The sequence below is a fragment of the Allobosea sp. FG18 genome (assembly GCF_057809495.1).
The window spans coordinates 297,488-311,800 of the sequence record NZ_JBMDKB010000001.1; the positions used below are offsets into that span (position 1 = coordinate 297,488).

Sequence of the window (14,313 nt, forward strand, 5' to 3'; positions counted from 1 at the left end):
CCCGGTCGTTGCGGCCTTCGCGAAGGCGAGCACCGCTGGCGCTGTGGGCTCCTCACCCTGTCTGCGGGCGGAAAGCCGACGGGGCGTATCGCGCCAGTTCCTGCAGCAGCATCGGCCAGGCTCGGAGCCCCAGCGCGACCGAGGGGATGTGGAAGAATTCGTTGGGCGCGTGCACGTCCTCGTCCGGCAGATTGAAGCCGAACATCAGCGTGTCCAGTCCCATCGCCTCCTTGAAGATCGCGGTGATCGGCACGGTCGCGCCGAGGCGCACATGCACGGGCTCCTGCCCGGAGGTACGGTGCAGCACGGCCGTCGCCGCCTGCACCAGCGGGTGTTCCGCTGCGAGCGTGGAGGCCGGCGAGCCCCCGCCGACCGCCTCGAAGCCGATCCGAACGCCGGGCCTTGCCGCGGCGAGGATATGATCCTTCAGCGCCTGGGTGGCCTGGTCGGGGTCCTGCCCCGGCGCCAGGCGGACGGTGATCTTGGCGCGGGCCTCGTCCGGGATGACGGTCTTGGAGCCGGCGCCTGTGTAGCCGCCCCATAGGCCGTTCACGTCGATTGCGGGGCGCAGCGTCAGTCGCTCCCGGACGCTGTAGCCGGGCTCGCCGGCAGCGATGCCGCCGACATCCGCGACGAAGGCGGCCTCGTCGAAGGGCAGGGCCGCCGTATCGCGCCGGTCGCGCTCTGACAGCGGCCGCACGGCATCCATCAGGGCGGGGATGGCGATGGCGCCGTCGGCATCGTGGAGGGTGGCGATAATGGCGGCGAGTTCATGCAGGGCATTGCGGACCGAACCGCCATAGCGGCCGGAATGCAATTCCTTGTCGGCGGTCCGCACGACGAGCTCGAGCTTGGTCAGGCCGCGCGCGCCGACATTGATCGTCGGCACGGTCGGGCTCGCCCGGCCGCCATCGGCCGAGATCATCGCATCGGCTTGCAGCAGGTCGCCGTAGCGGCGGACGATTTCGTGCAGGCTGGGGCTGCCGGTCTCCTCCTCGCCCTCGATGAACAGCTTGATATTGACCGGGCAGCGCCCCTCGACGGCGAGAAAGGCCGCTACCGTCTCGATCGCGATCGTGGTCGAACCCTTCACATCCGAGGCACCGCGCGCATAAAGGCGCCCGTCACGGATCGTCGGTTCGAAGGGCGGCGATTGCCACAGCGCCAGCGGGTCCGGCGGTTGTACATCGTAATGGCCGTAGACGATGATCGTCGGCGCTCCCGGCGCGCCGAGCCAGGCGCCGTAGACGGCCGGCTGCCCGCCGCCGTCGAGGAGCTGGACGTCGCTCAGGCCGATGCCTCTCAGCCAATCCAGCAGGAAGGCGCGCGTATCGGCCATGCCCTGCGCATAGGCGGGGTCGGTGCTGACGCTCGGCAGCCTGAGGAAGGCGTCGAGGCGCGCCATCACGGCGTCATGGCGTCGCCGCAGGTAGTCGACGACAGGTTCGGCGCTCATCGCGAGCCTCCGCTGATGGCTTCGGGAGATGACTCTTCGGCCGGCATCGGCAGCCCGTCCGGCATCTCGATCACAGCCGAGAGCAGCAGGAAGGAGAGCGTCTTGCCGTGGCCGTCGAGCCCGAGGCTGCCGTTGACGCCGCCATCCAGCACGTCGTCGAGGACGAAGTTGAAGGCGTGGAGATTCGGCACGTCATAGCGCCTGACGGCAGTGGGCTGGCGCTCGCGGAAGACGCGCGCGACAAACTCCTCCGTCAGGCGTTCGCGCAGCGGCTCGAAGAATCGCGGTTCGCGGCAGATGACCGCGATATTGAGCCGGTTGCCCTTGTCGCCGGAGCGGGCATGGGCGAGTTCGTAGAGAGAAATCGCGCGGGTCATGCCATCTCCAGAAACGAGACTTGCGGCGCGACGTGCTTGCGATCCACCAGGCAGGACGCGCTGCGCAGCCGGGGCGTCAGGCGTCTGCGGACGCCGCCGCCCCCGGCCGGGCCGGCGCAATACAGCGCCTCGACCTCGTCGAGCAGGCATTCCGCCGCAGTGCGGTCGGCGGACTCGGCCGCGAACCGGACGCGCAGGTCGCTATCGCCGAAATTCGGGACATCGGCCTTCAGCCGCGCTCCGGCCGTATCGCCGAAGACGCTGATCACCCCGATCAGGTCGGCGCGAACCCGCATTGCGGGATGAAGGCGGGCGACGCGCTTCATCACCGTGTCGATGGCGAGGGTGGCGCGGGATCTGGCGTTTGGGCCGGCATAGGAAATCTCGGCCTCGGCCAGAAATCCGCCGTCGAAGCACACCGTCGCCTTCAGCGTCGCGGGCCGTGTCCGTCCGCGCGCGCCGGTCACCCGGACACGGTCTGGCCCGGCTTCCGCGAGTTCGACCTGCGTGAGGTCGAGGATCACATCCGGCGTCAGATAGGCGGCCGGGTCGTGGATTTCGTAGAGGATCTGTTCCGTAACCGTCCGGCGGTCGACGAGCCCGCCGGTCCCCGCCGGCTTGGTGACGACGAAGGTGCCGTCCGGCTCGATTTCGGCGATCGGATAGCCCAGCACATCCATCCCCGGCACGTCCTTGACGCCGGGATCGGCGAAATAGCCGCCGGTCACCTGCGATCCGCATTCGAGCAGATGGCCCGCCAGAATGCCGGCTGCGAGCCTGTCCCAATCGTCATCCGCCCATCCGAAACTGTACTTGAGCGGGCCGAGGACGAGGGCGGGATCGGCGACGCGCCCCGTCACGACGATATCGGCGCCCTCGCTCAGCGCTGCGGCGATCGCATCCGCCCCCAGATAGGCATTTGCCGAAATGATGGCGGGCTCGTCGCGCAGCAGGGCGCCGTCCGTCTCCATGCGGGCGAAATCGGCAGAGCTGAACAGGCCCCGCAGATCGTCGCCAGCCACTACTGCGATCTTCAGGTCGGGGCAGCCGAGTTCGATGGCCCAGCTCCTTATTTTCGTGGCGGCCCCGAGCGGATTGGCCCCGCCGAAATTGCCGATGATCTTGATGCCCGCGGCGGCGCAGGGCGCCAGCGCCGGCCAGAGCAGGCGCTTGAGAGCCGGAACCTCGCCGCGCGTCGGATCTGCCAGGCGGTCGAGCTGTGCGAGCGCGAGGGTGCGTTCCGCCAGTGTCTCGAAAATCAGGAAGCGCGGGCCATCGTGACGCGCGAGCGTTGCGATCAGCGGCCCCGAAGCGTCGGCGCGATCGCCTGCGAAGCCGGCCGCAGCCCCGATCCAAACCTGCTGTGTCACCACTGCGTTTCCATGCCGTCCGCGTCATTCATGCGCAGGCATGCAAGCGCTCGGACGGCAAAACGTCAAATAATGGCGATTAATTTATACATAGGCTTAGTCTATGAATGGCGTCGCCTTTCCGCCCGGCTTCGCCAATGAACCTGACCCTGCGCCAGCTCGAAATCCTCGTCGCCATCGGCGATACCCTGAGCCTGACCGCTGCGGCGGAAAGGCTTGGCGTATCGCAACCCTCCGTCAGCGAAACCTTGAGGCGCGTCGAGGCGGAACTCGGTTGCAGGCTGGTCGACCGGACGACGCGGCAGCTGGCTCTGACCTATGAAGGCCAGCATGTCGTGGCCAGCGCGCGGGAAGCGATGCGAAGCCTGGCGGGTACTTTCGAAGCGATCGCGCGGCGGGGCGACAGCGTGCATGGCCGCTTGTCCGTCGCCGCATTGCCGTCTGCCGTCTGTACCTTGCTGCCGCCGGCGCTGCGGGCCTTCCGTGATCGTTATCCGGGCATTGCGGTCGCGGTGCGCGATGCCTTGCAGGAGCGCGCGATGGCGATGCTGCAGGATGGCAGCGTCGATCTCGTCATCGCCGGCAGGCCCGACGGCCAGGCCGCTTTCGCCTTCGAAGAGATCGCGAGCGACCGGCTGATGCTCGTCGTGTCGCGCCGGCATCCCTTGTCCGGGCGCGGCAGCGTCGACTGGAGCGAGCTGGCGCCCTTCGACTTCATTGCGATGTCGCCGTCCTCCTCGGTCCGGCGCCTCACCGATGCAGGCTTCATCCACGCCGATCTGCCGGCCGCGCCGGCCTATGAGGTCGATCAGATTTCCTGTGCCGCGGCGCTGGCTGCGGCGGGGCTCGGCGTGACGGTGCTACCGACGATGACCTTCGCCATGTTCAACGCCGACGAACTGGCCATGGTCCCTCTCGTCGCGCCAGTGATCCAGCGCAGCATCGGCATGACCTCGCTGAAGGATCGGCCGCTCTCGGCCAGCGCGATCAAGTTCGTCGCCGTCCTGCGCTCCGCTGGCGCTTAGGTCGGCGGGTCTATTTGAGCTGACTGTCCTTGCTGCCGCGCCGGTTGTAGCCGGAGAGCGCCGCCGATCGGTCATGGCCGGATTGGCAGCCGATGCAGAGCCGCGCGCCGGGCATGGCAAGGCGCCGCGCTTCGGGGATCTCCTCGCCGCATTCCTGGCAGTGGATTTCGCCGGGGCCATTCGGCAGGCGCGAGCGCGCGAGGCGAACCGCGTCCGAAATCGAGCCGTCGACCTGGTCCTGAACCGCTCCGTCCGGAGCCCATCCGCTCGCCATCGCACCATCTCCTTGGCCCTTAAGATGGCCTTGGGCTGCGCGAAATCCAAGAGCTTCGGTTCAGGCGAAGCGCTTCGCCCCGCCGACGCAGAGAACGACGACGGCGGTCGCCGCGATCATGGTCCAGGCGATCGGTTCGCCGAGCAGCCAGCCTGCCAGCGTCAGCCCGAAGAACGGTTGCAGCAGCTGAAGCTGGCCGACCGTCGCCGTGCCCCCGATCGCCAGCCCCCGGTACCAGAACACGAAACCGACCAGCATGCTGAAGACCGAAACATAGCCGAGGCCGATCCAGGCCGGCGTCCCGATGCCCTGCCAGGTCGACGGCCAGAACAGCAGGGTGATCACGGCCATCGCCGGTAGCGACAGGAGCAGCGCCCAGGAGATCACCTGCCAGCCGCCGAGCCGACGCGAGAGCGTTGCGCCCTCGGCATAGCCGAGCCCGCAGAGCAGGACAGCGGCGACCATCAGCAGGTCCCCCGTCAACGAGCCGCTGTCGCTATTGGCGAGCGCGAAGCCGACGACCGTCGCGCTGCCGAGGCCTGAAAACAGCCAGAACACCGGCTTCGGCGTTTCGCCGCCGCGCAGCACGCCGAACAAGGCAGTCGCCAGCGGCAGGAGCCCGATGAAGACGATCGAGCGCGCCGAGGGGATATGCTGAAGGGCGAGCGCCGTCAGCAAGGGAAAACCGAGCACGACGCCGAGCGCGACGATCGCGAGCGGGCGGATATCGGCGCGGCTTGGCCATTGCTGACGCAAGAGCATGAGGCAGGCGGCGCCCAGCAGGGCTGCGATGGCGGCGCGGGCGCCGGTCAGGAACAGGGGCGAGAAGCCGGCCACGGCGACGCGCGTCGCCGGCAGCGAGCCGCTGAAGATCAGCACGCCGAGCAATCCGCTGCCCCAGCCCTTGCCGCCCCAATCCTTCATCATGCGATCTGCCTGCTCCTTCACGCTAAGCCGTGCTCTAGGCGTGGGCAGTCAAGGAAGCCAGCGACAGACCGATACATTCATGGCAAACTGTATGGCTATGGATGACCATACAATCCGACTAAGCGAAGCCGCCGCGACGCGAACGGAGGCGGTGATGGCTGCGATCCGCGGCCGGCTGGCGGCGCGCACGCTCGCACCGGGCGACCGCCTGCCTTCGATCCGCGGCTTCGCGGCGGCGATGAAGGTCTCGCCTTCCACCGTCGTCGAGGCCTATGATCGCCTCGCGGCCGAAGGCCTGATCCGGGCCCGTCAGGGCTCGGGCTTCTACGTCACCGGCGGTGGCCTGCCGCCCTTGGCGTTGACGCAAGCTGCTTCGCCGCAGGAGCTCGCGGTCGATCCCTTCTGGGTCTCGCGCCAGTCGCTCGATGCAGAGCCGGGCGCGCTGAAGCCCGGCTGCGGCTGGCTGCCGGCAGACTGGATGCCGGAGGAGGCATTGCGCCGCGGCTTTCGGGCGCTGGCGCGGGCCGATGGCGCGATTCTCACCGATTACGGCGGCACGCGCGGCGCCTCCGTCCTGCGCCGGCTCCTGCTCGGGCGCTTCGCCGAGGCCGGGCTCGCGGTTTCGCCGGAGCAGCTCATGCTGACCGGCTCGGGCACGCAGGCGCTCGACCTGATCTGCCGCTTCCTGTTGCGGCCGGGCGATGCCGTCCTCGTCGACGATCCCTGCTATTTTAACTTTCAGGCTTTGCTGCGGGCGCATCAGGTGCGCGTCCTGAGCGCGCCCTATACGCCAACAGGGCCGGACATCGCCGCTTTCGAAGCGGTGGTCTCGGCCGAGCGCCCGCGCCTCTATCTCACCAATTCCGGGCTGCACAATCCGACCGGCGCCAGCCTGTCGCCGCAGGCCGCCTATCGCGTGCTGAGCGCCGCTGCTGCCAACGACGTGATCATCGTCGAGGACGACATCTTCGCCGATTTCGAGCCCGAGCCTTCGTCACGATTGGCGGCGCTTGACGGGCTGGAGCGTGTCATCCGGATCGGCAGCTTTTCGAAGACGCTCTCGGCCGCCGTCCGCTGCGGCCATATTGCTGCACGCGCCGATTGGATCGAAGGACTCGTCGACCTGCAGGTTGCGACCAATTTCGGTGGGCCAAGCCCGGTCTCCACTGAGTTTCTGGCGGGTGTCCTCGCCGGCGGCAGCTATCGCAAGCACATGGAGGAGCTGCACCGCCGCCTCGCACAGGCGCGGCGCGAGGTCGCGGCGCGGCTTGAGACGCTCGGGATTCGGCCCTGGCTGATGCCGCGCGGCGGCTTCTATCTCTGGTGCCGCCTGCCTGAAGGCATCGATTCCGCCGAGCTGGCCCAGCTCGCGGTGATGCAGGGCGTTGTGCTGGCGCCGGGCAATGTCTTCAGCGTCGCCCAGGCCGCCGGCAGTTTCATGCGCTTCAACGTCGCCCAGTCGCGCGATCCGCGCGTGTTTGAGGTGCTCCGGCAGGCGATGGTGACCATACGATTGCAGGGTGGGGCCGCCGCCCGCGATTGATCCAGCGCAGTATGGGCATGTGCCGCACTCGTCAGCCCGCCGCCCCGCTGTTATAGACCGCCGCAACAACCGGCCCGGCCGGACAAGACCGAAAGCTTTGAGATCATGCATCTGAGGATCGGCACGCGCCGCAGCCCGCTGGCGATGGCCCAGACCCACCATATCATGGGCCTGATCCGGGAGAAGTTCCCGCAGGCGGAATTCACCCTCTGCCAGATCGCCACCATCGCCGACCGCGACCGCGTCTCCGAATTCCACCAGTTCGGCATGGTCGGCGTCTTCGCGGTCGAGCACGAGCAGCAACTGGTGAAGCGCGAGGTCGACTTCGTCGTCCATTCGCTGAAGGATCTGCCGACCACCCTGCATGAGGGACTCGTCCTGGCTTCGGTGCCGCCGCGCGAGGACCCGCGTGACGCGCTCTGCGGCGCGACCATGGCCTCGCTGCGCCAGGGAGCGCGCGTCGGCACGGGGTCGCTTCGGCGGCGCGCGCAGATCCTGAACCTGCGGCCGGATGTGACCGTTGTTCCGATCCGCGGCAATGTCGGGCCCCGCCTCGCCAAGATCGGCGGAGAGGATGCGCTCGATGCGGTCATTCTCGCGCAAGCCGGCTTGCGCCGGCTGGGACTGGACGAAGCCTCGTCGGAGACGCTCGCCCCGTCCCTGTTCCCTTATGCGGTCGGGCAGGGCGCGCTCGGGCTCGAGGCCCGCGCCGAGGATACGGCGGTGATCGAGGTGCTGAAGGCGATCGAGTGCCCGCAGGCCCGTGCCGAGGCCGAGGCCGAACGCGAGATGATGCATGCGCTGGGGGCTGGTTGCAGCCTGCCGGTCGGCGCCTGTGCGACATGGCAGGACGGCCGCCTGACGCTGCATGCGCAGGTGACCTCGATCGAGGGTACCGAGCGCGTCGTCGCGGATCAGAGCGCGCTGCCGGAACAGGCGCGTGAACTCGGCCTTTCGGTCGCGCAGATTCTGAAGGAGCGCGGCGGCGTCGCGATCCTCGAGAAGAGCTATCGCGGGCATTATCCGAGCTTCAAGTCGCTGTAGCGCTCCGTTCGGGGCGGCCGGTCTTTCGCCACCGCGTCGAGTTCGGCGCGGCGGTGTGTCGTCTATCCCTTTGCTGCCGCTGGAGATTTCGCGGAGGCGGCATCAGCCTCTCGGCTCCTTGCCGTCGTCGAGCATATTCACCACAATTCGACAAGCGCGCAGGTTTCTGGGGATGCATGCGCGAAAATCAGTGGCCAAAATCCAGTTGTCTCGCCAAAACTGTCAAAAAAATTGAACGACACGTTTTGGGGAGATGACGGTGCCGCGCGTTTTGATCGCCGAGTTCATGCATGAGACGAACACTTTCAGTGTTCAGCTTACGGACGAGGCCACGTTCCGGGCGCATGGCGCCTTCCGCGACAACGAGATCCCCGGGGCCTTCCGCGGCACGCGCACCTCGATGGGCGCGGCCTTCGAGGCGGCCGACAAGTTCGGCTGGAGCCTCGTCCACCCGCTGGTGACCGGCGCCAACCCGTCCGGCCGCGTCACCGATGCCGCCTTCGACCTCTTCGCCGGCCAGATCGTCGATGCCGCTCCCGGCGTCGACGGCGTGCTGCTGCATCTCCATGGCGCCATGTCGACGGAAAGCTCTGATGACGGCGAGGGCGAGTTGCTCGCCCGGCTTCGCAAGCGCATCGGCCCTGACGTTCCTGTCGTTGCGGTGCTCGACCTGCATGCCACGGTGACGCAGCTGATGGCCGACAACGCCAACGCGCTGATCTCCTACCGCACCTATCCGCATATCGACCAGTACGAGCGGACCTGGCAGGCTGCCGAATTGCTGCAGCGTGCGATCAAGGGCGAGATCAAGCCCAGGGTCGCGCTCGCTCGCCGCCCGATCCTCTACGCGCTAGACGGCGGCCGCACGACCTCGCCGCCCTTCCTTGAGCTGCTGCGCCGTGGCGATGCGCTCGAAGCTTCCGGCGATGCGCTGGTCGTCAGCGTCCAGGCCGGCTTCTCCTCGGCCGACGTCCACGATATCGGCCCTTCGATCGCGGTCACGGCCGATGATCGCGCCAAGGCGCAAGCCATCGCCGAGGAGCTGATGGACTATGCCTGGGAGCAGCGCCGCTTCTCCTCGATCCATTTCACGCCGCTGGCCGAGGCCATGGCCCGCGCCAAGGCCGGCGAGGCCGATACGGGCAAGCCCGGCTACAAGCCGGTGGTGATCTCGGACTATTCCGACAATCCCGGCTCCGGCGCCTATGGCGATGCCACCAACCTGCTGCGCGCCGTGCTCGATGCCGGGCTGAAAAATGTCGGCTTCCACGCGATCAACGACCCCGAGGCCGTGCTGGCCGCGCAGGCGATCGGCGTCGGCAAGCGTGGCCGGATCAAGCTCGGCGGCAAGGTCGACCCGACCATGGGCGGCGGGCCGCTCGATCTCGACGCCCATGTCGTCGCGATCACCGACGGCTATTTCCTCTGCCATGGCCCGATGGCTGGCGGCGTCTGGCGCAATTACGGGCTCTCGGCGCTGCTCCGCGTCGACGATGTCGAGATCATCGTCATCACCCATAACGGCCAGGCGACCGACCTCGCGCAGTTCACCTCGCTGGGCGTCGATCCGACCCGAAAGTCGACGGTGATCGTCAAGTCGATGCAGCATTTCCGCGCCGCCTTCGAGCCGATCGCGCGCGAGGTTCTGGAGGTCGATACCGGCGCGCTCTCGACCCGCAACTTCAAGGAGCGGCCCTACAAGAAGGTGCGCCGCCCGATCTTCCCGCTCGACGATATCTGACCGCCGCTCGTAAGCGCCGGCGACGACTGAATGTGAGGAGAACACCATGGCGATTCAGGCCGATATCGTATTGCGCAACGGGCCGATCTGGTGCGGGCGCGAGGAGGGCGTCGTCGAGGCGCTGGCGATCTTCCGCGACAAGGTGCTGGCGGCCGGCAGCGATGCCGAGATCAAGCCGCTGATCGGGCCGAAGACCCGCGTCATCGACCTGAAGGGCCGGCTGGCGACGCCGGGCCTCAACGACTCGCATCTGCATCTGGTCTCGCTCGGCATGACCATGGGCTGGGTCGATTCCAAGCCCGAGAGCGCGCCGACGCTGGAGGCGCTGCTCGGCGCGATTTCGGCCCGCGCCGCACAGTCCAAGCCCGGCGAATGGATCCTCTCGCGCGGCTACGATCAGACCAAGCTCGACACCGGCCGCCATCCCTATCGCGAGGAGCTGGACCGCGCGGCTCCGAACAATCCGGTGATGCTGGTGCGCGCCTGCGGTCATATCGCGATCTGCAACTCGGAAGCGCTGCGCCTCGGCGGCATCGACGAGAAGTCCCCGACGCCGCAGGGTGGCCTGATCGAACAGCAGAACGGCCGCCTCACCGGCCTGCTCGCCGAGAATGCCCGCGCCCCGGTCCAGGCTGCGATTCCGGCTGCGACCGAGGAGGACATCATCGCCGGCATCGAGCGCGGCGGGCAGTATCTGCTCTCGCTCGGCATCACCAGCTGCATGGACGCCGCCGTCGGCCAGAAGGGCGGCTTCCGCGAGATCGCGGCCTATCACCGCGCCAAGCGCGACGGCCGTCTGCCGGTCCGCACCTGGCTGACGCTGCTCGGCGACGATGGCCGCTCGATCGTGCCGCAATGCTACGACGCCGGACTGATCTCCGGCACCGGCGACGAGATGCTGATGATCGGCGGCGTCAAACTCTTCCTCGACGGTTCGGCCGGCGGCCGTACCGCCTGGATGACCGAGCCCTATCTCGGCGATGACAAGACCACCGGCGTCTGGATGTGGGAGGATGCCGAGCTCGAGCGCATGGTGCTCGATGCCCACAAGAAGGGCTACCAGCTCGTCTGCCACGCCATCGGCGACGCCGCGATCGAGCAGCTCATCACGGCTTACGAGAAGGCGCTCGCCGCCTATCCCGATCCGGACCGGCGCCACCGCATCGAGCATTGCGGCTTCTCGACCGCGGCCCAGCACGAGCGCATGGTCAAGGCCGGCATCTATCCCTGCCCGCAGCAGGTCTTCATCCATGATTTCGGCGATGCCTATGTGAAGGTGCTCGGCCCGGAGCGCGCGATGCCGAGCTATCCGTTCCGCACCTGGTTCGATCTCGGCCTCAAGCCGGCGACGGGCAGCGACGCACCGGTCTGCGATCCCAATCCCTTCCCGAATTTCCACACCATGCTGACGCGTGAGACCTGGAAAGGCACGGTGATGGACGAAAGCCAGCGCGTCTCGATCGAGGAGGCGCTGCAGGCCTATACCGAGTTCGGCGCCTTCTCGCAGAAGCAGGAGAATGTGAAGGGCCGGCTCGCGCCGGGCCTCCTCGCCGACGTCGCGGTGTTCTCGCGCGACCTGCTGAGCGCCGCTCCCGCCGACATCTTCAAGGACACGCGCTGCGATCTGACCATCCTCGGCGGCGCGGTCGTCTATGAGCGGGGAGCTTGAGGCAGAGCATCTTCGAGCGAAAAATACCGGTTCGCGTGAAGAAAATGCGAAACGGGGCTCCGAACAGCTCTGCGACACCGTGAATCGCAGAGCTGTTCGGGGAATTTGACCGTGCGGGGGAAGACAAGCGCGGCAAAGCCGTTATGGTTCCACTTCAAAGCAAACAACTCCGGATCAGCCGGAGCAGATGGGAAACGGGAGGATTGATCGTGTTGTTGAAGAAACTTGCCTTCGCTACCGCGCTGACGCTGGTAGCCTTCACCGTATCTGCACAGGCTCAGGAGCCGCGTCGCGGCGGAACGATCCGCTTCACGGCGCCCTATGGCGCCTCCTTCGTCAGCAATGACAGCCACGTCTCGAACCAGATCCAGGACGAGATCTACGGCTATGCGCTGCACGGCATGCTGTTCCGCTGGGATTCCAATACCGGCAAGCCGGAGCCCGAGCTCGTCGAGTCCTTCTCGACCTCGGCCGACGGTCTGACGCATACGCTGAAGCTGCGCGAGGCTTATTTCCACAATGGCCGCAAACTGTCGGCCGATGACGTGATCTGGTCGTTCACCCGCCTCGTCGACGGATCGAAGAGCTATCCCGGCGCGCGCCACGTCTCGCGCATCAAGGGCGGCGCCGAGGTTCGCGAAGGCAAGGCGAAGGAAATCTCCGGCCTGAAGAAGATCGACGATCGCACCATCGAGATGACGATGACCGACGCGGTCGATCCGGGCTTCCTGTTCTTCAGCGCCCCCACCGCGATCCTGCCGGCCAAGGAGGCGCAGGAGGCGGACTTCTTTAACAAGCCGATCGGCCTCGGCCCCTTCAAGTTCGTCGAGCATGTGCCCGGCTCGCGCATGGTCTTCGAGCGCTGGGAGAAGTACTACAAGGCCGGCAAGCCCTATGCGGACAAGCTGGTGATCTCGCCGATGGGTGAGGCCGCGGCCCGCGACGTCGCCTTCCGCAACAAGGAGATCGACGTCTCGATTCTCGGCTCGACCCAGTACGTTGCGTACAAGGCCGATCCGAACCTCTCGAAGGGCATCCTTGAGGTCGCGGAGGTCTTCACCCGCAACATGGGCATGAATCCCGAATTCAAGCCCTTCTCCGACAAGCGGGTGCGCCAGGCGATCAACCATGCCATCGACAGCGAGCTGATCATCAAGCGCCTGGTGCGCGACAAGGCCTATCGCGCCGTGAGCTGGCTGCCGCTGTCTTCGCCGGCTTTCGACAAGGGCGCCAAGCCCTACGCCTTTGACCCGGATAAGGCGAAGAAGCTCCTGACCGAGGCGGGCTATCCGGACGGCTTCGAGTTCGAGTGGACAGCCACGCCGAACGAGAGCTGGGGTATCCCGATCGTCGAGGCGACGATCCCGATGCTCGCCAAGGTCGGCATCAAGGTGAAGGTCAAGCCGGTGGAAACCTCGGCTCTCGGTGGCGTCGTCGCGAAGGGCGATTTCCAGGCCTATATCTGGTCGAACACGTCCGGACCGGATCCGCTGACCACGCTGAAGTGCTTCCATTCGGCGACGCCGCGCTCGTCCTGCAACTACACCGGCTTCAAGAACCCGGCCTACGACAAGGTGCTGGACGATGCTGCCGCAGAGAAGGACGCTGCCAAGAAGGTCGAACTGCTGAAGAAGGCCAACGCGCTGCTGCAGGACGAGGCTCCGGTCTGGTTCTTCAACTACAACAAGGCGGTGCTGGCCTATCAGCCCTGGCTGCATGGCCTGCAGGCGAATGCGACGGAGCTCGCGCTCCAGCGCTACGAGGATCTCTGGGTCGACGCGACTTCGCCTGCGGCGAAGTAAGCGCGCCTCAGCGGAGGTTCTCGCCAGCTCGATGACACCCGCACCCCGGACCGGCGGCGATGCTGCTCGTCCGGGGTGACGGCGATTTTCGAGCCTTGACCTGAGTCCGCCTTGCGGCGGCGATCAGGAGTTTACCATGCTGCCCTATGTCATCCGTCGCCTGCTGCAGGCCATTCCGATCCTGCTTGCGGTCGCCGGGCTGATCTTCGTGATGTTCAGCGTCATTCCCGGCGATTTCGCCTCGACTCAGATGTCCGACGGCCGCTCGGTCGTCGATGCCGAGCAGGTCGCGCGCATGAACAAGCAATTCGGCCTCGACGATCCCGTCCATGTTCGCTTCGCGAATTATGCCGTGAAGCTTGCGACGTTCGATCTCGGCACCTCGTTCCGCACCCGCCAGCCGGTGATCAATTCACTGGTCGAGCGAATCTGGCCCAGTCTTCAATTGGCCATCGCCGCCATGACGTTCGCGATCGTCCTCGGCGTTCCGCTCGGCTTCCTGGCGGCACTGAAACCGGGTGGCTGGCTCGACATGCAGTCGATGTTCGTCGCCGTGTCCGGCCTGTCCCTGCCGCAGTTCTGGCTCGGGCTGATGCTGATGTATGCCTTCGCGCTGGTGCTCGGCTGGTTCCCGAGCTTCGGCTATGGTGACGGCAATCCGCGCTACATCGTGCTGCCGGCGGTCGCGCTCGGCGTGGCGCCGCTCGCGTTGCTCGCCCGCACCACGCGCGCTGCCGTGCTCGAGGTGATGAACGCCGACTTCGTCCGCACCGCCCGCGCCAAGGGCAACAGCGAGGTCCGGGTGATGCGCTGGCATGTCGCGCGCAACGCCATGGTCATCGTTCTGACGACGCTCGGCCTGCAATTCGGCTCGATCATGGGCGGCGCCGTGGTGATCGAGAAGCTCTTCGCCTGGCCGGGCATCGGCTCGCTGCTGGTCGACAGCGTGTCGCTGCGCGACATTCCCGTCGTCCAGGCCTGCATCCTGCTGCTCGTGCTTTTCTTCCTCGTCGTGAACATCATCGTGGACGTGCTCTGCGCTCTGATCGATCCGCGCATCAAATACACCTAGGGGCGGGGCACCG

12 protein-coding genes are annotated in these 14,313 nt (G+C 66.9%); 7 read left to right on the forward strand and 5 right to left on the reverse strand.

Going from position 1 to position 14,313, the window contains the following annotated elements; genetic code table 11:
• Positions 1-52: 52 nt before the first annotated feature.
• Genes ACODTJ_RS01465 through ACODTJ_RS01475 form a run of 3 tightly spaced genes read right to left on the reverse strand, consistent with a single transcriptional unit; the run spans position 53 to position 3,203 of the window.
• Complete coding sequence (locus tag ACODTJ_RS01465; RefSeq protein WP_454658027.1) at positions 53-1,456, reverse strand: dipeptidase; 1,404 nt, start codon at positions 1,454-1,456, stop codon at positions 53-55.
• Positions 1,453-1,833, reverse strand: a complete 381-nt coding sequence (locus ACODTJ_RS01470) for an AtuA-related protein (RefSeq protein WP_488847458.1) — start codon at positions 1,831-1,833, stop codon at positions 1,453-1,455. The genes ACODTJ_RS01465 and ACODTJ_RS01470 overlap by 4 nt, the downstream gene beginning before the upstream one ends.
• Positions 1,830-3,203: an acyclic terpene utilization AtuA family protein gene (locus tag ACODTJ_RS01475; protein WP_454658025.1), complete on the reverse strand. Its 1,374-nt coding sequence runs from the start codon at positions 3,201-3,203 to the stop codon at positions 1,830-1,832. The genes ACODTJ_RS01470 and ACODTJ_RS01475 overlap by 4 nt, the downstream gene beginning before the upstream one ends.
• Before the next feature lie 137 nt (positions 3,204-3,340).
• Between ACODTJ_RS01475 and ACODTJ_RS01480 the strand changes: the two genes are divergently transcribed.
• Positions 3,341-4,228 (forward strand): LysR family transcriptional regulator, encoded by an 888-nt coding sequence (locus tag ACODTJ_RS01480; protein WP_454658024.1) that lies wholly within the window; start codon positions 3,341-3,343, stop codon positions 4,226-4,228.
• Positions 4,229-4,238: 10 nt separating this feature from the next.
• On the opposite strand, the gene ACODTJ_RS01485 is transcribed toward ACODTJ_RS01480, so the two are convergent.
• Both ACODTJ_RS01485 and ACODTJ_RS01490 read right to left on the reverse strand, forming a co-directional pair.
• Complete coding sequence (locus ACODTJ_RS01485; protein ID WP_454658023.1) at positions 4,239-4,502, reverse strand: DksA/TraR family C4-type zinc finger protein; 264 nt, start codon at positions 4,500-4,502, stop codon at positions 4,239-4,241.
• A 60-nt stretch (positions 4,503-4,562) separates the two neighbouring features.
• Entirely contained in the window at positions 4,563-5,429 is an 867-nt protein-coding gene (locus tag ACODTJ_RS01490; protein WP_454658022.1) for a DMT family transporter, read from the reverse strand.
• Between the two features lie 154 nt (positions 5,430-5,583).
• On the opposite strand from ACODTJ_RS01490, the gene ACODTJ_RS01495 reads away from it, so the two are divergent.
• The 6 genes from ACODTJ_RS01495 to ACODTJ_RS01520 all read left to right on the forward strand — a co-directional run bounded on the left by ACODTJ_RS01495 (position 5,584) and on the right by ACODTJ_RS01520 (position 14,300).
• Positions 5,584-6,972 carry an aminotransferase-like domain-containing protein gene (locus ACODTJ_RS01495; protein WP_454658021.1) on the forward strand — a complete coding sequence of 463 codons (1,389 nt, stop codon included), beginning with the start codon at positions 5,584-5,586 and terminating at the stop codon, positions 6,970-6,972.
• Positions 6,973-7,077: 105 nt separating this feature from the next.
• Complete coding sequence (gene hemC, locus ACODTJ_RS01500; RefSeq protein ID WP_454658020.1) at positions 7,078-8,016, forward strand: hydroxymethylbilane synthase; 939 nt, start codon at positions 7,078-7,080, stop codon at positions 8,014-8,016.
• A gap of 259 nt (positions 8,017-8,275) precedes the next feature.
• Positions 8,276-9,757: a M81 family metallopeptidase gene (locus tag ACODTJ_RS01505; protein ID WP_454658019.1), complete on the forward strand. Its 1,482-nt coding sequence runs from the start codon at positions 8,276-8,278 to the stop codon at positions 9,755-9,757.
• Positions 9,758-9,803: 46 nt separating this feature from the next.
• Positions 9,804-11,426: an amidohydrolase gene (locus tag ACODTJ_RS01510; RefSeq protein WP_454658018.1), complete on the forward strand. Its 1,623-nt coding sequence runs from the start codon at positions 9,804-9,806 to the stop codon at positions 11,424-11,426.
• A gap of 215 nt (positions 11,427-11,641) precedes the next feature.
• On the forward strand, positions 11,642-13,228 hold the full coding sequence (locus tag ACODTJ_RS01515) for an ABC transporter substrate-binding protein (protein ID WP_454659038.1): 1,587 nt from the start codon (positions 11,642-11,644) through the stop codon (positions 13,226-13,228).
• Positions 13,229-13,364: 136 nt separating this feature from the next.
• Positions 13,365-14,300 (forward strand): ABC transporter permease, encoded by a 936-nt coding sequence (locus ACODTJ_RS01520; RefSeq protein ID WP_257733956.1) that lies wholly within the window; start codon positions 13,365-13,367, stop codon positions 14,298-14,300.
• Positions 14,301-14,313 lie beyond the last annotated feature (13 nt).